This is a genomic window from Streptomyces kryoterrae (assembly GCF_054072135.1).
Genome location: NZ_CM133358.1, coordinates 8,363,894 through 8,385,699, shown reverse-complemented (window position 1 = coordinate 8,385,699; position 21,806 = coordinate 8,363,894). Strand labels below are relative to the sequence as shown.

Here is a 21,806-nt window from a genome sequence, read left to right as displayed (position 1 = left end):
GCGTGGGGGCGTCGTGGTGTTTTCGCCCCCGCCGCCCCTACCCGTCCCGTCCTTCAGGGGCTGTGCCCTTCGATCCCCTCGCGCCTCGAAACCCGGTTCCTCAGGTGCGTCGGCGAGTGCGGGTGCGTCGTGGTGGTTCGCGCCCCCGCGGCGGAGCCGCAGATAGCCACAGCCCCGCGCCCCTGTCGGGGCGCTCCTCTTACCGCTTGTCTTTGGCCGTCGCCCATTCGTGCTGGGCCGCCACGTCCGCCTTCACCTCTGCCAGTTGGATCGCCACCGCGCTCGGGGCCGTGCCGCCGCGGCCGTTGCGGGAGGCCAGGGCGCCGTGGACGTTCAGGACCGTGCGGACCTCGGGGGTGAGGTGGGCGCTGATCTTCGCGAACTGGTCGTCGGTGAGACCGTCCAGCTCCACCCCGTCCGCCTCGGCGGCCTTCACGCACTCGCCGGCGACCTCGTGGGCGACCCGGAAGGGGACGCCCTGCTTGACCAGCCACTCGGCGATGTCGGTGGCGAGGGAGAAGCCGGCCGGGGCCAGTTCCTCCATGCGCTCGCGGTGGACGGTCAGCGTGGCCATCATGCCGGTGAAGGCGGGGAGCAGGACCTCCAGCTGGTCGCAGGAGTCGAACACCGGCTCCTTGTCCTCCTGGAGGTCGCGGTTGTAGGCGAGGGGCAGGGCCTTGAGGGTGGTCAGGAGGCCCGTCAGGTTGCCGATCAGACGGCCGCTCTTGCCGCGCGCCAGCTCCGCGATGTCCGGGTTCTTCTTCTGCGGCATGATCGACGAGCCGGTGGAGAAGGCGTCGTGCAGGGTCACGAAGGAGAACTCCTTCGTGTTCCAGATGATGATCTCCTCGGCGATCCGGGAGAGGTTGATCCCGATCATCGCCGTGATGAAGGCGAACTCGGCGACGAAGTCGCGCGAGGCCGTGCCGTCGATGGAGTTGCCCACGCTGCCGTGCTCGAAGCCGAGGTCCTTGGCGACCGACTCCGGGTCCAGACCGAGGCTGCTGCCCGCGAGCGCGCCCGAGCCGTACGGGGAGACCGCCGTGCGTTCGTCCCACTGGCGCAGGCGCTCCGCGTCCCGGGACAAGGGCTGGACATGGGCCAGGACGTGGTGGGCGAACAGAACCGGCTGGGCGTGCTGGAGGTGGGTGCGGCCGGGCATCGCCACGTCCGGGTGGGCCTCCGCGAGGCCGATCAGCGCGTCCTGGAGGTCGGCGATCAGACCGCCGATCGTCCTGGCGTGGTCCCTCAGGTACATGCGGAAGAGCGTGGCTACCTGGTCGTTGCGTGAGCGGCCGGCGCGGAGCTTGCCGCCGAGGTCGGGGCCGAGGATCTCCAACAGGCCGCGTTCCAGGGCCGTGTGGATGTCCTCGTCGGCCGTCGTGGGGACGAGGGTGCCGTCGGCGAGGGTCGCTTCGAGCTGGTCGAGACCGGCCAGCATGCGCGTCAGCTCGTCCTGGGTGAGCAGGCCCGCCTTGTGCAGCACGCGCGCGTGGGCACGCGATCCGGCGATGTCGTAGGGCGCGAGCCGCCAGTCGAAGTGGACGGACGCGGACAGCTTGGCCAGGGCCTCGGCGGGACCGTCGGCGAAACGGCCGCCCCAGAGCCGTACGTCACCGCTGTTGCTGCTCACTTGCGTTGCTCCTCGAAAGGCAGGGGGTTGATGTGGCACCGCCTCCCCTCCCGTACACGGGAGGGGAGGCGGTGGCAACGGTATCGGTTACGCCTGGTCGCGCTTGGCCGCGATCTTCGACGACAGGCTGTAGATGTCGATGAAGCCCTTGGCCGCGGCCTGGTCGAAGGTGTCGCCCGTGTCGTACGTGGCCAGGTTGAAGTCGTACAGCGAGGTCTCGGAGCGCCGGCCCGTGACGACCGCGCGACCCCCGTGCAGGGTCATCCGGACGTCGCCGTTGACGTGCTGGTTGGCCTCGTTGATGAAGCCGTCCAGGGCGCGCTTGAGCGGGGAGAACCACTGGCCGTCGTAGACCAGCTCGCCCCAGCGCTGCTCGACCTGGCGCTTGTAGCGGGCGAGTTCACGCTCGACCGTGACGTTCTCCAGCTCCTGGTGGGCCGTGATCAGGGCGATCGCACCCGGAGCCTCGTACACCTCACGGGACTTGATGCCGACGAGACGGTCCTCGACCATGTCGATCCGGCCGATGCCCTGGGCGCCGGCCCGCTCGTTCAGCTGCTGGATCGCCTGGAGGACGGAGACCGGCTTGCCGTCGATGGCGACCGGGACGCCCTCCTTGAAGGAGACGATCACCTCGTCGGCCTCGCGCGGGGTGGCCGGGTTCGAGGTGTACTCGTAGATGTCCTCGATCGGGGCGTTCCAGATGTCCTCCAGGAAGCCCGTCTCGACCGCGCGCCCGAAGACGTTCTGGTCGATGGAGTACGGGGACTTCTTGGTGGTGGCGATCGGGAGCTGCTTCTCCTCGCAGAAGGCGATCGCCTTGTCGCGGGTCATCGCGTAGTCACGGACCGGGGCGATGCACTTGAGGTCGGGAGCGAGGGCCACGATGCCGGCCTCGAACCGCACCTGGTCGTTGCCCTTGCCCGTGCAGCCGTGGGCGACCGTGGTGGCGCCGTGCTTCTGGGCGGCGGCGACGAGGTGCTTGACGATCGTCGGCCGGGAGAGGGCGGAGACCAGCGGGTAGCGGTCCATGTAGAGGGCGTTGGCCTTGATCGCCGGGAGGCAGTACTCCTCGGCGAACTCGTCCCTGGCGTCCGCGACCTCGGCCTCGACCGCACCGCAGGCGAGCGCGCGCTTGCGGATGACGTCCAGGTCCTCGCCGCCCTGGCCGACGTCGACCGCGACCGCGATGACCTCGGCGCCCGTCTCCTCGGCGATCCAGCCGATGGCGACGGAGGTGTCCAGACCGCCTGAGTAGGCGAGTACGACGCGCTCGGTCACGGGTTTTCTCCTCACAGTGCATTCGCTGACATGCATGAGTATGCAGCACTCTGCATGGTTCGTCAATCTCGGGAAATTTTCTTACGGATGTTTGACGAGTCCTTGAACACGCGAAACCGCTTACCCGTACTCCACGCCAGACGCAGGCGCCGCGTCTGTAAAGCAGTTGAACCACACAGCCACCCCTTGACCCGAGTGAGGCATCCGCATGTCCAGGGCTCTTCCGAAGTACAACAAGCGTCGTGTGGGCATCATCGGCGGCGCCGCCGCAGTGGCTCTGACCGGTGCGATCGTCGCCGGCTCCGCCCTTGCCGGGGAAACGTCCAAGAACAACACCACCACCCAGGCGACCACCAAGGCCGCGGTCGCGACGGTGAACTGCCCGGCGGTCGCGAACAGACTGCCCGCGATCCCGGCGTCGGCGCAGGCCGAGGTCACCCGCAACCTCGCCCTGCTGGACACGCAGATCGCCGAGGCCAACAAGCGCATCGTCGACACCCAGGGCCAGGGTGGCGCCAACTTCGTCCAGAACGCGATCGTCGGCCCGCTCAAGGACAAGCGCGTGGCGACCATCAACCGCATCGCCACCGCCATCGGCCGCACCGCCGCCAAGCCGGTCGGCCTCGACGCGCTGGCGCCCTGCACCCTGAACGCGGCCGGCGTCGTGCCTGCCGCCACGCCGAGCGCGACGGCGACCCAGCAGGCGGGCGGCAACGCCGGCAATGCGGGCAATGCGGGGAACACCGGTAACACGGGGAACACCGGCAATGCGGGCAACACCGGCGTCGGCACCATCAGCTGCCCGGACGTGGCCTCGCAGCTGCCCGCGATCCCGGCGTCGGCGCAGGCCGAGGTCACCCGCAACCTCGCGCTGCTGAACACCCAGATCGCGGAGGCCAACACGCGGCTCGTGACCACCCAGGGTCAGGGTGGTGCGAACTTCGTCCAGAACGCGATCGTCGGCCCGCTCAACGGCAAGCGTGAGTCGACCATCGACCGCATCGCCATCGCCATCGGCCGCACCGCCGCCAAGCCGACCAACCTGGGCTCGCTGGCCGCCTGCACGTTCACCAAGTGACGTGACAGGCACTGTGGCCGCCCCGACGCAAGCGCCGGCCGGGGCGGCCGCGGGCCTGGACCGCGTTACAGCGCTACAGCGCTACAGCCCACCGCCACAGGCGTGCACGCGTCACCAAAACCCTTAGACAGGCAAACGACTTTCCCAGACAATGACGGTCATGGGAAAGACCTACGAGCGCATCGACGGCCGTCTGCGGAGTTTCATCGAGGCGCAGCCGCTCTTCTTCACCGCGACCGCCCCGCTGTCCGGCGACGGCACGGTCAACCTCTCCCCCAAGGGCCTCAAAGGCTCCTTCGTGGTCCTCGACGAGCGAGCCGTGGCGTATCTCGACTTCGCGGGCAGCACCGCGGAGACCGTCGCGCATCTGCGCGAGAACAGCCGGATCACGCTCATGTGGTGTGCCTTCGAGGGCCCGCCGAACATAGTCCGGGTGCACGGCCGGGGTGAGCCCGTCTTCCGTGACGACCCGCGCTTCCCCGAACTCCTCGCCCGCTTCCCGGACATCGACGCCACCGCGCACGGCCTGCGCGCGATCATCGTCGTACACGCCGAACGCGTCCGGGACAGCTGCGGCTACGCGGTGCCCCTCATGTCGTACGACAGCGACCGCGATCTGCACGGCAGGCGCTTCGCGCGCGAGGACGACGCCTCGCTCAGCGCCTACTTCGAGAAGAAGGACCACATCGCGACGAGCCTGGACGGACTCCCGGGGCTGCCGTTGCCGCTCCCGCCCAGTACCGTCTGAGCCATGCGTCCCGGAGCCACCGTCGTCCTCGCGTCCGCGTCCCTTCTCATGCTCGCCCCCGGTGCCCCTCCCACGGCCGCGCCGCCGCTGCCCGCCCTGTTGGCCGACACCGGCGGCGGTTCCCAGCTGATCACGGCTCAGGCGCCGCGAGCCAAGGCGACCTCGGGCACGCTCACCTGGTGGGACCTGCGCGACGGGACATGGACGAAGGCCGGTTCCGCGCCCGCCCGCTTCGGTGCGAACGGGCTCGTCCAGGGTGACCACCGCAGACAGGGCACGAACACCACTCCCGCCGGCCTGTACGACCTGCCGTACGCCTTCGGCATCAAGGAGGCGCCGCCCGGCACCAAGGTCACGTACCGGCCCGTGCTGCAGAACTCCTGGTGGTGCGAGGACAACGACTCGCGCTCCTACAACCGCTGGACCGAGCCCCGCCCCGCCGACTGCCGGGCCACCGAGTCCGAACACCTGATCTCATACCCGCAGCAGTACGCGCACGCGTACGTCATCGCCTTCAACTACGCCGAGCCCGTGCGTAAGCGCGGCGCGGGCATCTTCCTGCACGTCAACGGGCGGGCGGCGACGGCCGGCTGTGTGTCGGTGCCGGCGGAGGCGATGCGGGCGATCCTGGCGTGGGCCGATCCGGCGCGTCGGCCGCACATCGCGATCGGTACGGCGCGCGGACCGGCGGCCATCGTCCGCTACTGAGCATCACCGGGTGGCGCCCGGTGGGTGTTACCGGCCGTTACCTCATTTAACTGGCATTTAACTGTCGGACTTGTCGGGTCTCTGAACACTCGGCGGTCGTGGCACGTATCTGAGGGCCAAGGGGCCAAGCCTCTCGACTAGACCCCGTCCCACGGAGGAACCGTGACCACCACGATCCAAGGCGGACGTGCCGCGCGGCGCCAGACGATGCGCCGCATCCGACCTCGCCGCTCCCCCGCCGTCCCGCTGCTGCTCGTCGTGGCGGCGGGCGCGGCCGGAGTGATCTGGCTGTGGTGGAACAACACGGCCTCCCTCGCCGACACCACCGCGCAGGTCATCGCGGCGGGCCGGATCACCGGTCTGCTCGCCGGCTACCTGATGGCGCTGGTGGTGCTCCAGATGGCCCGGGTGCCCGCGCTGGAGCGCCGGGTCGGGTCGGACCGGGTGGCGCGCTGGCACTCGATGAGCGGCCGGTACACGCTCAGCCTGGTCGTGGCGCACGTGGTCCTGATCATGTACGGGTACGCCCTCCAGGCCGGGAAGACGTTCGGCGACATCGTCCAGCAGACGGTCGACTCGGTGAACCAGCTGCCCGACATGGGCAAGGCGGCGATCGGCACGGGCCTCCTGGTGGTCATCGGGCTCAGCTCCATCGGCCCGGTCCGGCGGATGATCCCGTACGACCTCTGGTACCACGTGCACCTGCTGACGTACGCGGCCACGTTCCTGACGTTCTGGCACCAGCTCTCCACGGGCAACGAGTTCGTCGTGGAACCGGCCGCGAAGACCGCCTGGTACGCGCTCTACGGCTCGGTGACCGCGCTGGTCCTCTGGTACCGCATCGTCACGCCGATCCGGCTGAACATGCGTCACCGGCTGCGGGTCGAGGCGGTCATCGAGGAGACCCCGGGCATCGTGTCCGTGCTGATGAGCGGCCGGAAGCTGCACCGGATGGGCGCGGAGTCGGGCCAGTTCTTCCGCTGGCGCTTCCTGGCCCCCGGTATGCGGTTCAGCTCGCATCCGTACTCCCTGTCGGCGGCCCCCCGCCCCAACATGCTGCGCATCACCGTGAAGGCGATCGGCGACCACAGCTCGGCCCTGCGTGAGCTGGAGCCCGGCACCCGGGTGTGGGCCGAGGGCCCGTACGGCGCCCTGACCGCCGCCAAGCGCAGCCAGGGCAAGGTGCTGCTGGTGGCCGGCGGCGTCGGTATCACGCCGATGCGCGCCCTGTTCGAGACCCTGCCGGGCGCGGCGGGCGACCTGACCCTTCTCTACCGGGCCAACAGCACCCAGGACCTGGCCCTGTGGGACGAGCTGGCGACCATCGCCAACGAGCGCGGCGCCCGTCTCATGTACGCGGTGAACAGCCCCGACGGAGAGCGCCCGGACATCTCGCCCGAGTCGCTGCGCCGGAAGCTGCCGGACATCGACGACCACGACGTCTTCCTGTGCGGGCCTCCCGGCTTCGCGCAGGGTGTGTACGAGGCATTGCGCGGCGCGGGTGTTCCGGCGCGCCGTATCCACCACGAGTCGTTCGAGATGTGAGCGACGGGAGCCAGGAGCGATGAAGAAGAGTCACCCCTTTCGGCGCGTCATGCTGGCGAGCGCCGCCACAGTCTCCGGAATCGTCCTGCTGCTGACGCTGAAGCCGTCGTCGGACCCAGGGTCCGCGCAGGCTGCCGGCGCTCTGCCGCAGCAGACGTCGGCGGCGCAGGAGTCGGCCCAGGGCGGCGCGGCCGCCAAGGACGGCACCTTCACCGGCGACACCGTCCAGACCCAGTACGGCCCGGTCCAGGTCCGCGTCACCGTGAGCGGCGGCAAGATCACCAAGGCGGAGGCGCTCCAGCAGCCCAAGGGCGGCCAGAGCGACCAGATCACCGGCAACGCGATCCCCAAGCTCAACCAGGAGGCGGTCACCGCCGGCCTCGACGGCAGTATCGACGCGATCTCCGGCGCCAGCTACACCAGCGCGGGCTACGGGAAGTCGCTCCAGTCCGCCCTGGACAAGGCCAGTGCGGGTACGGGCACGGGCGCCACCGGTGGCGGCGGTGCGGCCAAGGCCGCCACGGTCACCGGTGACGCGGTCGACACCCAGTACGGCCCGGTCCAGGTCCGGATCACCGTGAGCGGCGGCAAGATCACCAAAGCGGAGGCGCTCCAGCAGCCCAAGGGCGGCCAGAGCGACCAGATCACCGGCAACGCGATCCCCAAGCTCAACAAGGAAGCGGTCGCCGCCGGCACCGCGAGCATCGACGCGATCTCGGGCGCCAGCTACACCAGCGCGGGCTACAAGAAGTCGCTGCAGTCGGCCCTGGACAAGGTTCCCGCCGCGGAAGCGGACAAGGGAGCGGCTGCGGGCGCGGGTTCGGCCAAGCCGTCAGCGAGTTCGGCAGCGGGGTCAGCCGCGGGCTCGGGTGCCGCGGCAGGCGGCGCGGCGGCAGGCGGGGCGACCTCCGACGGGGGCGGCACGTACACCGGCAGCGTGGTCCAGACGGAGTACGGCCCGGTGCAGGTCCGGGTCACGCTCACCAAGGGCAGGATCACCTCGGCGTCGGCGATACAGGCGCCCAAGGGAGGCCGCAGCGACCAGGTCTCCGGCGACGCGATCCCCAAGCTCAACCTGGAAGCGGTGACAGCGGGCGATGGCGACATCGACGCGGTGTCCGGCGCCAGCTACACCAGCGCCGGCTACAAGGAGTCCCTCCAGTCGGCCCTGGACCAGGCCGGTGGTTGATCCCGCGGAAGCTCCCGTCGCGGTGCGTCATGCGGAGGAGGTCATGGGGACCGTCTTCTCTTTTGACGTCCGCGGCGGGGACCCCCGTGCGGTCCAGGTGGCGCTGGCAGCAGCGGTCGCCGGGCTGCACAAGGTCAACGAGGTGTTCAGCACCTATCGCGAGAACAGCCAGATCTCCCGGCTCGCCCGCGGTGAGATCTCCGTCGCCGACTGCGACCCGGAGGTCGCCGAGGTACTCGGTCTGTGCGCCGAGGCGGAGCGGGTCAGCGACGGGTGGTTCAGCCACACCTACCAGGGGCAGATCGACCCGACCGGCCTGGTCAAGGGCTGGGCGGCGGAACGCGCGGCCAGCACGCTGACCGCGGCCGGCGTGAGCGGGGTCAGCGTCAACGGCGGCGGGGACGTCCAGTTGTGCGGTGCGCCGGGCCCCCAACGCCCTTGGCGGGTAGGCGTGTCGGACCCGCTCCGCCCGGGCGGCCTGGCGGCGGTGGTCTCGGCGGCGGGTGCCGACGAACTGGCGGTGGCCACCTCCGGCACAGCGGAACGCGGCACCCACATCGTCGACCCCCGCACCGGCAGGTCCGCGGTGACGGACCTGGTGGCGGTGACGGTCGTAGCCCCGAAACTGACCTGGGCGGACGCCTGGGCGACGGCGGCGTTCGCGATGGGGTCGAGGCAGGCGCTGGGCTGGCTGGAGTCGCTGCCGGATGTAGAGGCACTGCTGATCACGGCGGGCGACGAGGTCAGGTGCACAGGAGGGCTGGCCAGACGACTGGGGTGAGGGTTCCTCCCCAGGGGCGTCGGCCCCTCAGTGGTTCTTCTGGGCCAACGCCAGCAAATGATCGGCCAGCGCCTGTCCCCCCACAGGATCCCGACTGATCAGCATCAACGTGTCGTCCCCGGCGATCGTGCCCAGAATGTCGTGCAGTTCGGCCTGATCGATCGCCGACGCCAGGAACTGCGCAGCCCCCGGAGGGGTCCGCAGGACCACGAGATTCGCAGAGGCCTCCGCGGAGATCAGCAACTCCGCGGACAGCCGCCGCATCCGCTCCTCCTTCGCCGACTCCCCCAGCGGAGCGCGAGGCGTACGGAACCCGCCCTCGCTCGGCACCGCGTAGATGAGATCGCCGTCGTTGTTACGGATCTTCACCGCGTTCAGTTCGTCCAGGTCCCTGGACAGCGTCGCCTGCGTGACGGTCAGCCCGTCGTCCGCGAGCAGCTTCGCCAACTGACTCTGCGACCGCACCGGTTGCCGGTTGAGGATGTCCACGATCCGGCGGTGGCGTGCGGTGCGGGTCTGCGGTACGGCAGGCCCCGCGTGCTCGTGTTCCTGCGCCTGCGTCATCGTCGTCGTCTCATTCCCCGGCTAGTCCTTCCCGTCAACGGCAACCGCGTCGAGAACTCCGGGAAGCGCCTGGAGGAACGCGTCCACTTCGGCGTCACCGATGTTCAGCGGCGGCATCAGCCGTACGACATCGGGAGCGGGCGCGTTCACCAGGAACCCGGCGTCCTGAGCCGCCTGCTGCACCTGGGGCGCGAGGGGCTCGTTGAGCACGATACCCAGGAGAAGTCCCGCGCCCCGGACATAATCGATCAACGGGTGGCCCGCACCCTCGATTCCGTCCCGCAACTTCTCGCTCTGCCGCTTGACGTTCTCCAGCAACCCCTCGTTCTCGATGGTGTCGAGTACGGCGAGTCCGGCGGCGCAGGCGACCGGGTTGCCGCCGAACGTCGTACCGTGCTGGCCGGGCTGGAGCAGGTCGGCGGCGCGGCCGAAGGCGACGGTCGCGCCGAGGGGCAGTCCGCCGCCGAGGCCCTTCGCGAGGGTGACGACGTCGGGCAGGACGCCCTCGTGGGCCTGGTACTCGAACCAGTGCCCGGTACGGCCGACGCCGGTCTGCACCTCGTCGAGGACGAGCAGGGCGCCGGTCGCGGCGGTGATCGCTCGGGCGGCCTTCAGATAGCCGGCGGGGGGGACCACGACGCCGTTCTCGCCCTGGACCGGCTCGATGATCACGAGGGCGGTCTCGTCGGTGACGGCGGCGGCCAGCGCCTGTGCGTCGCCGTACGGGACGTGGGTGACGTCACCGGGCAGCGGCACGAAGGGCTCCCGCTTGCCGGGCTGGCCGGTGAGCGCGAGGGCGCCCATGGTCCGCCCGTGGAAGCCGCCTTCGGTGGACACCATGTGGCCGCGTCCGGTCAGCCGGCCGATCTTGAAGGTGCCCTCGTTGGCCTCGGCGCCCGAGTTGCAGAAGAACACCTTGCCGTCCCGGCCGAAGCGCTGGAGCAGCCGTTCGGCGAGCGCGACGGGCGGTTCGGCGACGAAGAGGTTGGAGACATGGCCGAGGGAGGCGATTTGGGTGGAGACGGCCTCGACGATCGCCGGGTGGGCGTGGCCGAGCGCGTTCACGGCGATGCCGCCCACGAAGTCGGTGTACGCCTTGCCGTCGGCGTCCCACACCGTGCTGCCCGCGCCGCGGACGAGGGGCAGCCGGGGGGTGCCGTAGTTGTTCATGAGCGCGCCCTGCCAGCGCGTCGTCAGTTCCTGATTGGCGCTCGGTTCCTGACTGGCGTCCAGCTCCTGGCCGGCGTTCATGCGACGTCCCCTTCGTCCTCCGCATCGGGCACGACCATCGTGCCGATGCCCTCGTCGGTGAAGATCTCCAGCAGGATCGAGTGCTGGACCCGGCCGTCGATGACACGGGCGGTGTTCACGCCGTTGCGTACGGCGTGCAGACATCCCTCCATCTTCGGCACCATGCCTGAGCTCAACTCCGGGAGCAGCTTCTCCAGTTGGGAAGCGGTGAGGCGGCTGATCACCTCGTCGGAGTTGGGCCAGTCCTCGTAGAGGCCCTCGACGTCCGTGAGGACCATGAGGGTTTCGGCGCCCAGTGCCGCAGCGAGTGCCGCAGCCGCCGTATCAGCATTGACGTTGTAGACATGTCCGTCGTCCTGGCTACGGGCGATCGACGAGACGACCGGGATACGGCCGTCGGCGAGCAGTGCCTCGATCGCGCCCGTGTCGATCGCGGTGATCTCGCCCACCCGCCCGATGTCGACCAACTCCCCGTCGATCTCGGGCCGGTGCTTGGTGGCGGTGATGGTGTGCGCGTCCTCGCCGGTCAACCCGACGGCGAGCGGCCCGTGTTGGTTGAGCAGCCCGACCAGCTCCCGCTGGACCTGCCCGGCCAGCACCATGCGTACGACGTCCATGGCGTCCTCGGTGGTGACCCTGAGGCCCGCCTTGAACTCACTGACGATGCCGTGTCTGTCGAGGGCGGCGCTGATCTGGGGGCCGCCGCCGTGCACGACGACCGGCTTGAGGCCGGCCTGGCGCAGGAAGACGACGTCCTGGGCGAAGGCGTCCTTCAACTCCTCGTTCACCATGGCGTTTCCGCCGAACTTGATGACGACGACCTTGCCGTTGTGGCGGGTCAGCCAGGGGAGCGCTTCGATGAGGATCCTGGCCTTGGGCAGGGCGGTGTGCTTGCGCGTGGTGCTCATGACGAGTACGCGCTGTTCTCGTGGACGTAGTCCGCGGTGAGGTCGTTGGTCCAGATGGTGGCGGTCTCGGTGCCGGCGGCGAGGTCGGCGACGATGTGGACCTCCCGGTAGCGCATGTCGACCTTGTCGCGGTCCTCGCCGACGCCGCCGTTCTTGCAGACCCAGACGCCGTTGATGGCGACGTTCAACCGGTCGGGCTCGAAGGCTGCCTGGGTCGTGCCGATGGCGGAGAGGACGCGGCCCCAGTTGGGGTCCTCGCCGTGGATGGCGCACTTGAGGAGGTTGTTGCGGGCGATGGAGCGCCCCACCTCGACGGCGTCGTCCTCGCTGGCCGCGCCCACGACCTCGACCTTGATGTCCTTGCTGGCGCCCTCGGCGTCCCGGATGAGCTGCTGCCCGAGGTCGTCGCAGACGGCCCGTACGGCCTCCGCGAACTCGGCCTGCTCCGGGGTGACCTGGGATGCTCCGGAGGCGAGCAGCAGGACGGTGTCGTTGGTGGACATGCAGCCGTCGGAGTCGACCCGGTCGAAGGTGGTGCGGGTGGCGGCGCGGAGCGCGCTGTCCAGGTGCTCGCTGTCGACGTCCGCGTCCGTCGTCAGGACGACGAGCATGGTGGCGAGGCCGGGGGCGAGCATGCCCGCGCCCTTGGCCATGCCTCCCACGGTCCAGCCGCTCTTGCTGACGACGGCCGTCTTGTGGACGCTGTCGGTGGTCTTGATGGCGATGGCGGCCTTCTCCCCACCGTGCGCGGAGAGTTGACCGGCTACGGTCTCGACTCCCGCCAGCAGCTTGTCCATCGGCAGGAGCAGCCCGATGAGTCCGGTGGAGGCGACCGCGACCTCGCCGGCGTTCAGGCCGAGGGTGTCCGCGACCTTCTCGGCGGTGGCGTGGGTGTCCTGGAAGCCCTTCGGACCCGTACAGGCGTTGGCGCCACCGGAGTTGAGGACGACGGCGGAGACGATGCCGCCCTTCAGTACCTGCTCGGACCACAGCACCGGTGCGGCCTTGACGCGGTTGGAGGTGAAGACGCCGGCGGCGGCGAGGCGGGGCCCGTTGTTGACCACGAGGGCCAGGTCCGGGTTGCCGTTCTCCTTGATCCCGGCGGCGATCCCGGCCGCCGTGAACCCCTGTGCTGCCGTGACACTCACGGTGCGACTCCGATCGTGGAAAGCCCGGTGGTCTCGTCGAGCCCGAGGGCGATGTTCATGCTCTGGACGGCACCGCCCGCGGTGCCCTTGGTCAGGTTGTCGATGGCGCTGATCGCGATGATGCGGCGCACGGACTCGTCGTACGCGACCTGCACCTGAACGGCGTTGGAACCGTAGACGGACGCCGTGGCGGGCCACTGCCCCTCCGGGAGGAGGTGCACGAACGGCTCGTCGGCGAACGCCTTCTCGTAGGCGGCGCGCACGGACTCGGCGGTGACGCCGGGCCGGGCGGCGGCGGTGCAGGTGGCGAGGATGCCGCGGGACATCGGGGCGAGGGTGGGCGTGAAGGAGACGGCGACGGGCGCGCCCGCGGCGCCGCTGAGGTTCTGGACGATCTCGGGCGTGTGCCGGTGGCCGCCGCCGACGCCGTACGGCGACATGGACCCCATGACCTCGCTGCCCAGCAGGTGTGTCTTGGCCGCCTTGCCGGCGCCGGAGGTCCCGGAGGCGGCGACGATCACGGCCTCGGTCTCGGCGAGGCCGGCGGCGTACGCCGGGAAGAGGGCGAGCGAGACGGCGGTCGGATAGCAACCGGGCACCGCGACACGCTTGGACCCCTCCAGCGCGGCGCGGGCACCCGGCAGTTCGGGGAGGCCGTAGGGCCAGGTCCCGGCATGCGCGGAGCCGTAGAACCTCTCCCAGTCGGCCGCGTCGTGGAGCCGGAAGTCGGCGCCCATGTCGACGACAAGCACATCAGGGCCGAGCTGCTCGGCGACGGCGGCGGACTGCCCGTGCGGCAGCGCGAGGAAGACGACATCGTGCCCGGCGAGCACATCGGGGGTGGTCTCCTGGAGCACACGGCCGGCCAGGGGCAGCAGATGCGGCTGCAGGGCGCCGAGCCGCTGTCCGGCGTTGGAGTTGCCGGTCAGGGCGCCGATCTCGACCTCGGGGTGGACGAGCAGCAGGCGCAGGAGTTCCCCGCCCGCGTACCCACTCGCTCCGGCCACCGCCACACGTACCGCCATGGAACCCTCCTCCTCGATGGCATGACTATACGTTTCGCTGCACGTTTATGCAATATGGTGGATCAGTATGCGGCGCAGAGCGGACGTGGCTGATTCGATCGGTGCGTCGATGTCGTCTATGCCGTCGATGACCGCCTCAGCCCACCGGCCTCGGTGTGCCCGCGTACTCCGGGTGGCCGGGTCCCAGGTCCAGGAGGCCTCTTACGGTCTCCGCGGCACGGACGGCCGCGTCGCCGCAACAGTTGTTGAACAGGACGTGAAGCTCGTCGACCCGCTCGGCGATTTCGCGCAGCCTCGGTACCCAGTCGCCGAGTTCGTCGACCGTGTAGTCGTGCCGGAACCGGTCCTCCTTGCTGCCTGTCCCCCAGGCGGTGCTGCGCCCGTGGAAGCGCACGACAGCCAGGCGGGGTGAGGTGACGGGAACGACCGGTGGGACGGAGGTGTCGAGCGTCTGCGCCATGTCCACGCCGACGGCTGCCATACCGTACCCGGCGAGCAGTCCGGCCGTCGCCACCGCCCGGGCCCCTCGCCACCACTCCGGATGCCGGAACTCGACGGCGACGGGCCAGCCGGCCGTGCGGGCGGCGCACTGTTCGAGGAACGCCTCGGAGCGCGCGCCGGGCGCGAACCACGGCGGGAACTGGAACAGCACTCCGCCGAGCCGCCCTGTCCGCCGCAACGGTTCGAGCGCCCCGCTGAACCTCGCCCACGTCTCGTCGATCAGCGCCGGATCGTGCGGGCGGTCCCGCAGCCCCGGCGGCAGCGCCGCGCTGCGCGTCGGATGCCCGGTGAGCAGTGAGAACGCCTTCACGTCGAACCGGAACCCCTCCGGTGTCCGGTCGGCCCACAGCAGGCTGTTTCGCTCGCTCGGGAGCCCGTAGTAAGTGGAGTCCACCTCGACGATCGGGAACCGCCCGGCGTAGTACCGCAGCCGCCCCTCGGCGTCCCGCCGCCCCGGCGGGTACCACCCGCACCTCAGGAGCGCCTGATCCGTCCAGGAACACGCGCCGACCAGAATCTCACCCATGCCGAAGCGGTTACCCCGGAACGGCAGGACCGCTCAACCCTCCCGCACAGCCGGGAACCCAGCCTCCCCGCTCGACCGCCGGCCCGACGTGCACATCAACGCCGCGCCGAACGTCCGAAGGCGATCAACACGACGCTCGTCGCGAAGGACGTGTCACGGGCGTTGGCTGCCGCCGGTCCGGCGGCAGCCAACGCCCGGCCGGACCTACCTCTGCTTGATCCTGAGGAACGTCACGGAGTTCGCCGGGAACGTGTACGTGAACTTCCTCGCGACGCCCGTGAACGTCGACCTCACCGGCGCGACCGGTGTCGCCGTCTCGCTGTTCACCGCGTCCGGCGCGGCGGCCAGCGTGGTCACCGCGGCCCTGGACCCGACCTTCACCCTGCCGAGGTCGATCGCCGTACGGGCCTGCGCCGCCTGGGCGTTGACGACCTTGACGATCAGGTCGCCGGTCTTCGCGTCCTTCGTGACGATCTGGCGGAACGGCTCGGCCGGCTTGTCGTCGGTGAAGCCGCCCCACTCCTGGCCGTCGAGGTAGAGGGTGACCTGCCGGCCCCGCACCTTGACGTCGATGTCGTACGCACGGCCCGTCTCGATCGAGCCGGCCTTGGACACGAGCGTCGACTTGCCGCCGTCCGTGGCCTGTTCGACGGCGCTCAGCGTGTTGTTCCAGCCGCCCAGGTTCCACCAGTAGTAGTTCCCGGTGTCCTTGACACCGAAGGCGACGAGGAAGCCCTCCTTGCCGGACTTCTTGGTGGCCTTCACATGGAGGTCGTAGTCGTGCCAGGCGGGGTCGCCCGCGGAGACCATCGTGTTCTCGGCGGTGACGTCCGTCTGCACGTACTGCCCGTCCTGGACCGCCCAACTCCCGCCCCCGGTATGGGTCCACCGGGAGGCGTCACCCGAGAAGTCGTCGGTCAGCAGCGTCGTGCCGTCCGCGCCGGTGACCCTCACATCGTCGTACGCCGCCGTGGTCGCCCACGTCGAAAGGCCGACGGCGCCCGCGATCGGGCCGCTCACCGAGGGCGTGCCGGTGGCGGTGGTGGGCACCACGCGGTCGCCGACGTTGTTCATGAACAGCTTCTGCACCTCGTACGAGGGCGAGCCCCAGGACGCGTGGTTGTTGAACCAGATCATGTCCGGGCGCCACTGCACGTAGTCCTCGTTGGAGAGCAGCGGGGCGTAGGAGGCGAGCTTGACGACGTCCGCGTTGCGCTCCAGGCCGGTCATGAACGCGGCCTCGGAGAGGGCGTTTTTGAAGGTGTTGCCGCCGGAGGCGTACTCGCCGAGGAAGACCTTGGGGCCGTTCCTGTCGTACGAGTCGTAGCGGTCGTTGTTCTGGAGGAACCAGTTCGTGCTGTTGTAGTAGTGCTCGTCGACCATGTCGACGTTGGCGTCCCGGTTGAGCTTCCAGGCGGCGTCGAAGGTCGAACCGCTGTCGTCCGGGCCGGAGTTGGAGATGACGGTGATGTTCGGGTACTTGGCCTCGATCGCGGTCCGGAACTCCGTGAAGCGGGCGAAGAACTCGTTCGGCAAATTCTCCTCGTTGCCGACCTCGATGTGGGTGAGGTGGAAGGGCCTGGGGTGGCCCATCTGTGCCCGCTTGCGGCCCCACTCGCTGGTCACCGGGCCGTTGGCGAACTCGATGAGGTCCAGGGTGTCCTGGATGTGCCGCTTGAGCAGCGCCTCGTCGACGACCGCCTTGTTCTGCCCGCAGCCGGTGACCAGCGCCGGGACGACGGGCAGTGGCATGGCGCCGATGTCCTCCGAGAGCTGGAAGTACTCGTAGTAGCCCAGTCCGTAACTCTGGTTGTAGCCCCAGAAGTTGGAGTTGGTCGCGCGCTGCTCGACCGGGCCGATGGTGTCCTTCCACTGGTACGAGCGCTGGCGCTGCCAGTCGGACGCCTCGCTGTAGTCCTGCATGGAACCGGTGTTGACCAGGCAGCCGCCCGGGAAGCGGACGAAGCCCGGGTCGAGCGCGGCGATCTTCTCGGCGAGGTCCTCGCGCAGCCCGTGGCCCTTGTAGGTGTCCCGGGGCAGCAGTGAAACCATGTCCAGGGCAACGGAGTTGTCCGCCCCGACCGTCAGCCGTCCGGCGGTGCTGGAGCGGGTCGCGGTGAACCGCGCCCGGTACTTGGTCCAGCCGCCCTTCACCGCGACCTGGCGGACCTCGGCGAGGGCGCCCTCGGCATCCGTGAGGGACACGGTGAGCGCGGTGGCCTGGTCTGCGCGGGCCCAGACGGAGAAGTCGTACTTCCTGCCGCTCACGACCCTGATCCCGGTGTTGTAGCCGGAGTTGGTGACGGACGAACCGGCGTCCAGGGAGAGGTAGGTGCGGTTGCGGGCGTTCAGGCGCCCGTCGTCGTTCAGGGTCGTCGCCGTTCCGGTGACGGCCCAGGAGGTGAGGGGCGTGTAGGAGCGGTTGTCGGCGGTGGAGTACTCGAAGGACCGGTTCTGCACGAGTTCGGCGTACAGGCCGCCGTCGGCGGCACGGTTGATGTCCTCGAAGAAGACGCCGTACATCGTGTCGTCGATCCTGGCGCCCTTGGCGGCCGGGTCCACGGTGATGGCGTAGTCGGTGGTGTCCTCGGCGCCGGCCGGGGCGGGGACGACCACCGAGACCACCAGGAGTGCGGTGGTGGCCGTGAGACCTGCTCTCCAGCGGGTGCTTGTGCGTGACATGGATACTCCGCGGCTCTGTCGATGCAGTTCGGGATACCGGACAACGATCAGCACTTCGAACGGCAACATAGGTAGGTGACTGGAGTGCGTCAATGGGGCGTGCGGCAACTCGAGAGTTCGGAGGGAGGAGCGGCGTGGGCGAGTTCCGGCCAGTAGCCGATGTGCTGCCGTATCTGGCGGGGAGCTGGCGGCTGGAGCGGTCGGTGCGGGATGTCGCGGGCACGGGCGCGGGGACCTTCACCGGTGGCACGACATTCAGCCCGTTGCACGGAGGGGGCGGAGGCGGTCTGCTGCACCACGAGTCAGGCACGTTCGTGTGGCAGGGCGTCCCCCGCCCCGCCGAGCGGACGCTCCACTTCCTCCCGGGCACCACGCCGGGCACCGCGGACGTACGTTTCGCGGACGGCCGCCCGTTCCACGACCTTGACCTGACCGCGGGCCGATGGATCACCGACCACCCCTGCGCGGCCGATCTCTACCACGGCGAGTTCACGGTCCTCGACACGGACCACTGGCGGACGGTGTGGCGGGTGGCGGGCCCCGCCAAGGACCTCGTCCTCACCAGCGACTACACCCGCGACCGGCCGGGCGGCTAACCCCGCGCCGGCTGAGGGAACAGGCCTTCGAAGCGAAGGTTCCAGCGGCCCGTACGGCCGATGACGACGGTCGTGGACAAGGGGCGGACGTCGAGGTTCCAGTAGGTCGAGGGCGGCGCCTTCAGGGCGTAGACGAGGGCGGCCCGGATGACCGACGGCTCGGCCACGGCGACGATCCGGCCGTTGTCGTCGGCGGGCCGGGTGTCGAGCCAGCCGCCGACGCGTGAGATGAAGTCCAGCAGCGACTCACCGCCGTGGGGCGTGGCGCGCGGATCGGCGAGCCACGCGTCCACGGACTCGGGCTCCCGGGCCATCGCCTCGCCAAGGGTGAGCCCGCGCCAGCGGCCCATGTCGCAGTCGCGCAGGGCCAGTTGGACGAGCGGCCCATAGCCGAGGGCGTCCCCGGTGGCCCGGCTGCGGGGCGTCGGCGAGCAGTAGCGCAGCTCGGCCGCCGCCAGCGGCACCAGATCGTGCGCGGCGCGCTGCACCTCGTCCCAGCCGGCCTGGTCGAGCGGCCGGTCGTCGTCGAAGCGCTCGGCGAGCAGCGGGGAGCTGCGCGCGGCGGCGACGAACGTGACCCGAAGTTGCATGCGGCGATCGTGGGCCGGGAGAGAACGCAGGTCAAGGGGTGTTACTTGGTGTTACTCAGGAGTTATCGAAGGTACGCGCCGCCCCCTGCCCGATCGCCACAGAGGCTTTACACCTGCTCCACGAGGGCTTCACCCGAAGTGGAGTGCCATCCACCGGTCCGGCTTGTCGAGCGGCCGGAAACCGATCTTCTCGTAGACACCGTGCGCGTCGTGCGTGGCGAGCAGGATGCGGCGCACCCCCAGCGCCCCGAGGTGATCGCGTGCCTCGCGCACCATCGCCGTACCGATGCCCGTACCCCGCACCGACGGGTCCACATACACATCGCACAGCCACGCGAAGAGTCCCTGGTCGGTCACCACCCGTGCGTACGCCACCTGCTCCCCCGAAGTCGCCTCGTACACCCCGAAGTTGAGCGAGTTCGGGATCACCTCGTCGAACTTCTCCCGGGGCCGGTCCAGCGCCCAGTAGGCGTCGGTCGACAGCCACCGGTGCACACGCTCGACATCGACCCTGGCGGGGTCGACGGAGATCTCGTAGCCCTCGGGGAGGGCGGGTACGTCGTCGTCGCTCATGCCGGGAGGTTCCCCCTTTCCCGCCCGCCGTGTCGAACCCTTTTCGCGGCCCACCCCACGTCAGAGCACCTCGTCACAGGCCGTACGCAGCCTCCGTACCCCCTCACCGATCTCCCCCACCCCTGCCACCGCCGCGAAGCTCAACCGCACGTGCGCGGCCGGGGGTTCGGCGCTGAAGTAGGGGCGGCCGGGGGTGATCGCGACGCCCGCGCGCAGAGCCGCCGCGACGAAGGCCGAATCGTCCGTGCCGTCGGGAAGGCGCAGCCAGAGGTGGTAGCCGCCCGAGGGGATGTGGGGCAGCGCCAGTTGAGGGAGGGCGGTCAGCAGCGCGGACGCCATGGCATCCCGGCGGATCCTCAACTCCGTTGACACCGACCGGAGATGGCGGGGCCAGGCCGGTGAGCCCACGAGTTCCAGGGCCGCTTCCTGCAACGGCCGCGGGACGAAGAAGGTGTCGACGATCTGGATGGCGCGCAGCCGTTCCAGTACCGGGCCCCGGGCCGCGAGCGCGCTCACCCGGAAACTCGGCGAGGTCGCCTTGGTGAGCGAGCCGACGTGGACGACCACACCGTCGGCGTCCTCCGCCGCGAGCGGACGCGGCAGCGGCGCCGCGTCCTCGTGCACCAGCCGTCGGACGAAGTCGTCCTCGATCACGAAGGCACCGGCCGCGCGGGCGATCCGCAGTACCTCCGCGCGCCGTTCGGGCGCGAGCACGGCACCGGTCGGGTTCTGGAACAGGGGCTGGCAGACGAACACCCGGGCGCCGGTCGCCCGGAACGCGTCGGCCAGCAGCGGCGGGCGCACCCCGTCCGCGTCCACCGGGACCGGCACCGGGCGCAGGCCGGCCGCGCGGGCGATCGCCAGCATGCCGGGGTAGGTGGGTGACTCGACCAGTACCGGGGCGCCGGGCGGGGCGAGGGCGCGCAGAGCTGTCGTCAGCGCGGCCTGGCCGCCCGCTGTGATCAGCACCTCGGCTGCCGTGACGGCACCGCCGATGCCCCGCGCGAACCACTCACGCAGCTCCGGCAGCCCGTCCAGCGGCGGCCGTCCCCATGCCCCGGGACGGCGTCCGGCCCGCGACAGGGCCGCCGCCATCGCCCGCTCCGGCTGGAGGGAGGGGTGCAGATAGCCGCCGTTGAACTCGATCACGCCGGGCGGCGGCGCGGCCAGCGAGACGACGACACCGGCCGCGTCCACCGTGCGCGGTACCAGGTCGGCGGCGCCGTCCGCGCTCAGGGCGACCTCCTGCCAGGAGGTGTCCCCGGCGGGGGCGGACGCGGGGCGGGCCTCCGCGCGGTACGCGCCGGCCCCCGGGCGGGTCACGACCAGGCCCTCGGCGGCCAGCTGCGCGAGCGCCCGGGAGACGGTCACCGGGCTCACCCGGAAGCGCTCGACCAACACCCGGCTCGACGGCAGCTTTCCACCTGGAGAGTAGCGGTTCAGCTCCTGTCGCAGCCGATTCGCCAGTTCATCGACGCTGCTACGCTCTTGCATGAGAGCACACGATAGCGCTACCACACCGACTCGGATAGCGGTCAACAGGCGCACGGATACTCCAGGACCTCCGGAGATCCAGACCGGTCCGCTGCCCGAGCAGTCCTCGGTCCGTCGCGCCGGGACCCTGCAGGCCGCCCTCGGTGTCACCGCCTTCTCGCTCACCTTCCCGGCCACCGCCTGGGGCCTGGAGGGCTTCGGCCCGTGGTCGCTGGTGGCCGTGCGGTCCGTCCTGGCGGCGGTCGTCGCGGGCGGCTGTCTGTCGGCGCTTCGCGTGCCGCTGCCCGCCCGCCGCCACTGGGCGGGGCTCGCGGTCGTCGCCGCCGGGGTCGTCCTCGGCTTTCCGCTCCTCACCACGCTCGCCCTTCGGACGTCGACCACCGCGCACGCCGCCGTCGTGGTCGGCCTGCTGCCGCTGACGACGGCCCTCTGCTCGGCGCTGCGCATGGGCACCCGCCCCTCGCGCACCTTCTGGGCGGCGGCCCTGGCGGGCGCGGCGGCCGTACTCGCGTTCACCGTCCAGCAGAGCGGCGGCGCCCTGACCAGCGCCGACGCCTACCTCTTCGGCGCCCTGCTGGTCTGCGCGGCCGGCTACACCGAGGGCGGCCGACTGGCCCGGGTGATGCCGGGCTGGCAGGTCATCGGCTGGGCGCTGGTGCTGTGCCTGCCCCTCACCGCGCCCGCCGCCGCGCTGGCACTGTCGTACGAGCCCGCGCACCTCACCGCCCACAGCGTGCTCGGCCTGCTGTGGGTGGCGGCGGGATCGCAGTTCCTCGGCCTGGTCGTCTGGTACCGGGGCATGGCGGCGATCGGTATTCCGAAGGCCAGCCAGTTGCAGTTGGCGCAGCCCCTGCTCACACTGGTGTGGTCGGTCCTGCTGCTGGGCGAGCAGCTGACGCCGGCCGCTCCGCTGACAGCGGGGGCCGTGCTCGTCTGTATCGCCGTCACCCAGCGGGCCCGTGGCTGACAGCCGAGAGGAGACCCG

The 21,806-nt window shown here is 70.4% G+C and carries 20 protein-coding genes; 8 read left to right on the top strand and 12 right to left on the bottom strand.

Annotated elements, in window-relative coordinates; translation table 11 throughout:
- Window positions 1–199: 199 nt before the first annotated feature.
- Entirely contained in the window at window positions 200–1,633 is a 1,434-nt protein-coding gene (gene argH / locus ACW4TU_RS37245) for an argininosuccinate lyase (RefSeq protein ID WP_457420642.1), read from the bottom strand.
- Between the two features lie 87 nt (window positions 1,634–1,720).
- The gene (locus tag ACW4TU_RS37240) at window positions 1,721–2,914 is read right to left on the bottom strand and encodes an argininosuccinate synthase (protein ID WP_405815061.1); all 1,194 of its coding nucleotides are present in this window, start codon (window positions 2,912–2,914) and stop codon (window positions 1,721–1,723) included.
- 208 nt (window positions 2,915–3,122) lie between these two features.
- Here ACW4TU_RS37240 and ACW4TU_RS37235 point away from each other — a divergent pair, with 208 nt between their 5' ends.
- From ACW4TU_RS37235 to ACW4TU_RS37210, 6 genes are all read left to right on the top strand, one after another.
- Window positions 3,123–3,992, top strand: coding sequence for a hypothetical protein (locus tag ACW4TU_RS37235; RefSeq protein ID WP_457420640.1), 870 nt, complete (start codon window positions 3,123–3,125; stop codon window positions 3,990–3,992).
- Between the two features lie 160 nt (window positions 3,993–4,152).
- The gene (locus ACW4TU_RS37230; protein ID WP_457420638.1) at window positions 4,153–4,740 is read left to right on the top strand and encodes a pyridoxamine 5'-phosphate oxidase family protein; all 588 of its coding nucleotides are present in this window, start codon (window positions 4,153–4,155) and stop codon (window positions 4,738–4,740) included.
- A 3-nt stretch (window positions 4,741–4,743) separates the two neighbouring features.
- Entirely contained in the window at window positions 4,744–5,448 is a 705-nt protein-coding gene (locus ACW4TU_RS37225; RefSeq protein ID WP_457420636.1) for a L,D-transpeptidase family protein, read from the top strand.
- Window positions 5,449–5,610: 162 nt separating this feature from the next.
- Window positions 5,611–6,993, top strand: a complete 1,383-nt coding sequence (locus tag ACW4TU_RS37220; protein ID WP_457420634.1) for a ferredoxin reductase family protein — start codon at window positions 5,611–5,613, stop codon at window positions 6,991–6,993.
- 19 nt (window positions 6,994–7,012) lie between these two features.
- A complete protein-coding gene (locus ACW4TU_RS37215; protein WP_457420632.1) occupies window positions 7,013–8,182 on the top strand; it encodes an FMN-binding protein in 1,170 nt (389 codons plus the stop codon).
- Window positions 8,183–8,225: 43 nt separating this feature from the next.
- The gene (locus ACW4TU_RS37210) at window positions 8,226–8,963 is read left to right on the top strand and encodes an FAD:protein FMN transferase (RefSeq protein ID WP_457420630.1); all 738 of its coding nucleotides are present in this window, start codon (window positions 8,226–8,228) and stop codon (window positions 8,961–8,963) included.
- Window positions 8,964–8,990: 27 nt separating this feature from the next.
- On the opposite strand, the gene ACW4TU_RS37205 is transcribed toward ACW4TU_RS37210, so the two are convergent.
- From ACW4TU_RS37205 to ACW4TU_RS37175, 7 genes are all read right to left on the bottom strand, one after another.
- Window positions 8,991–9,527 (bottom strand): arginine repressor, encoded by a 537-nt coding sequence (locus tag ACW4TU_RS37205; protein WP_457420628.1) that lies wholly within the window; start codon window positions 9,525–9,527, stop codon window positions 8,991–8,993.
- Window positions 9,528–9,548: 21 nt separating this feature from the next.
- Complete coding sequence (locus tag ACW4TU_RS37200) at window positions 9,549–10,778, bottom strand: acetylornithine transaminase (RefSeq protein WP_457420626.1); 1,230 nt, start codon at window positions 10,776–10,778, stop codon at window positions 9,549–9,551.
- Window positions 10,775–11,686, bottom strand: a complete 912-nt coding sequence (gene argB, locus ACW4TU_RS37195) for an acetylglutamate kinase (RefSeq protein ID WP_457420624.1) — start codon at window positions 11,684–11,686, stop codon at window positions 10,775–10,777. Before argB ends, ACW4TU_RS37200 begins: the two co-directional genes overlap by 4 nt.
- Window positions 11,683–12,834: a bifunctional glutamate N-acetyltransferase/amino-acid acetyltransferase ArgJ gene (argJ, locus tag ACW4TU_RS37190; RefSeq protein ID WP_457420622.1), complete on the bottom strand. Its 1,152-nt coding sequence runs from the start codon at window positions 12,832–12,834 to the stop codon at window positions 11,683–11,685. Before argJ ends, argB begins: the two co-directional genes overlap by 4 nt.
- The gene (gene argC / locus ACW4TU_RS37185) at window positions 12,831–13,859 is read right to left on the bottom strand and encodes an N-acetyl-gamma-glutamyl-phosphate reductase (RefSeq protein ID WP_457420620.1); all 1,029 of its coding nucleotides are present in this window, start codon (window positions 13,857–13,859) and stop codon (window positions 12,831–12,833) included. Before argC ends, argJ begins: the two co-directional genes overlap by 4 nt.
- 136 nt (window positions 13,860–13,995) lie before the next feature.
- Entirely contained in the window at window positions 13,996–14,886 is an 891-nt protein-coding gene (locus ACW4TU_RS37180) for a DUF72 domain-containing protein (protein WP_457420618.1), read from the bottom strand.
- Between the two features lie 204 nt (window positions 14,887–15,090).
- Window positions 15,091–17,568 carry an alpha-L-arabinofuranosidase C-terminal domain-containing protein gene (locus ACW4TU_RS37175; protein ID WP_457420616.1) on the bottom strand — a complete coding sequence of 826 codons (2,478 nt, stop codon included), beginning with the start codon at window positions 17,566–17,568 and terminating at the stop codon, window positions 15,091–15,093.
- 134 nt (window positions 17,569–17,702) lie between these two features.
- On the opposite strand from ACW4TU_RS37175, the gene ACW4TU_RS37170 reads away from it, so the two are divergent.
- The gene (locus tag ACW4TU_RS37170) at window positions 17,703–18,164 is read left to right on the top strand and encodes a DUF6314 family protein (RefSeq protein WP_457420614.1); all 462 of its coding nucleotides are present in this window, start codon (window positions 17,703–17,705) and stop codon (window positions 18,162–18,164) included.
- Here the strand turns inward: ACW4TU_RS37170 and ACW4TU_RS37165 are convergent.
- The 3 genes from ACW4TU_RS37165 to ACW4TU_RS37155 form a co-directional block, all read right to left on the bottom strand.
- Window positions 18,161–18,754 (bottom strand): histidine phosphatase family protein, encoded by a 594-nt coding sequence (locus ACW4TU_RS37165; RefSeq protein WP_457420612.1) that lies wholly within the window; start codon window positions 18,752–18,754, stop codon window positions 18,161–18,163. The two genes, ACW4TU_RS37170 and ACW4TU_RS37165, sit on opposite strands and share 4 nt — an antisense overlap.
- Before the next feature lie 129 nt (window positions 18,755–18,883).
- On the bottom strand, window positions 18,884–19,327 hold the full coding sequence (locus tag ACW4TU_RS37160) for a GNAT family N-acetyltransferase (protein WP_457420610.1): 444 nt from the start codon (window positions 19,325–19,327) through the stop codon (window positions 18,884–18,886).
- 60 nt (window positions 19,328–19,387) lie between these two features.
- A complete protein-coding gene (locus ACW4TU_RS37155) occupies window positions 19,388–20,821 on the bottom strand; it encodes an aminotransferase-like domain-containing protein (RefSeq protein ID WP_457420608.1) in 1,434 nt (477 codons plus the stop codon).
- Here ACW4TU_RS37155 and ACW4TU_RS37150 point away from each other — a divergent pair.
- On the top strand, window positions 20,820–21,788 hold the full coding sequence (locus ACW4TU_RS37150; protein WP_457420606.1) for a DMT family transporter: 969 nt from the start codon (window positions 20,820–20,822) through the stop codon (window positions 21,786–21,788). The genes ACW4TU_RS37155 and ACW4TU_RS37150 overlap by 2 nt on opposite strands.
- Window positions 21,789–21,806 lie beyond the last annotated feature (18 nt).

Bases quoted from the DNA above. Each gene is read 5' to 3' on its own strand.
- ACW4TU_RS37235 (WP_457420640.1), top strand. From the start codon at position 3,123: ATGTCCAGGGCTCTTCCGAAGTACAACAAGCGTCGTGTGGGCATCATC.
- ACW4TU_RS37230 (WP_457420638.1), top strand. From the start codon at position 4,153: ATGGGAAAGACCTACGAGCGCATCGACGGCCGTCTGCGGAGTTTCATC.
- ACW4TU_RS37225 (WP_457420636.1), top strand. From the start codon at position 4,744: ATGCGTCCCGGAGCCACCGTCGTCCTCGCGTCCGCGTCCCTTCTCATG.
- ACW4TU_RS37215 (WP_457420632.1), top strand. From the start codon at position 7,013: ATGAAGAAGAGTCACCCCTTTCGGCGCGTCATGCTGGCGAGCGCCGCC.
- ACW4TU_RS37210 (WP_457420630.1), top strand. From the start codon at position 8,226: ATGGGGACCGTCTTCTCTTTTGACGTCCGCGGCGGGGACCCCCGTGCG.
- ACW4TU_RS37205 (WP_457420628.1), bottom strand. From the start codon at position 9,527: ATGACGCAGGCGCAGGAACACGAGCACGCGGGGCCTGCCGTACCGCAG.
- ACW4TU_RS37200 (WP_457420626.1), bottom strand. From the start codon at position 10,778: ATGAACGCCGGCCAGGAGCTGGACGCCAGTCAGGAACCGAGCGCCAAT.
- argB (WP_457420624.1), bottom strand. From the start codon at position 11,686: ATGAGCACCACGCGCAAGCACACCGCCCTGCCCAAGGCCAGGATCCTC.
- argC (WP_457420620.1), bottom strand. From the start codon at position 13,859: ATGGCGGTACGTGTGGCGGTGGCCGGAGCGAGTGGGTACGCGGGCGGG.
- ACW4TU_RS37180 (WP_457420618.1), bottom strand. From the start codon at position 14,886: ATGGGTGAGATTCTGGTCGGCGCGTGTTCCTGGACGGATCAGGCGCTC.
- ACW4TU_RS37175 (WP_457420616.1), bottom strand. From the start codon at position 17,568: ATGTCACGCACAAGCACCCGCTGGAGAGCAGGTCTCACGGCCACCACC.
- ACW4TU_RS37165 (WP_457420612.1), bottom strand. From the start codon at position 18,754: ATGCAACTTCGGGTCACGTTCGTCGCCGCCGCGCGCAGCTCCCCGCTG.
- ACW4TU_RS37160 (WP_457420610.1), bottom strand. From the start codon at position 19,327: ATGAGCGACGACGACGTACCCGCCCTCCCCGAGGGCTACGAGATCTCC.
- ACW4TU_RS37150 (WP_457420606.1), top strand. From the start codon at position 20,820: ATGAGAGCACACGATAGCGCTACCACACCGACTCGGATAGCGGTCAAC.
- ACW4TU_RS37155 (WP_457420608.1), bottom strand. From the start codon at position 20,821: ATGCAAGAGCGTAGCAGCGTCGATGAACTGGCGAATCGGCTGCGACAG.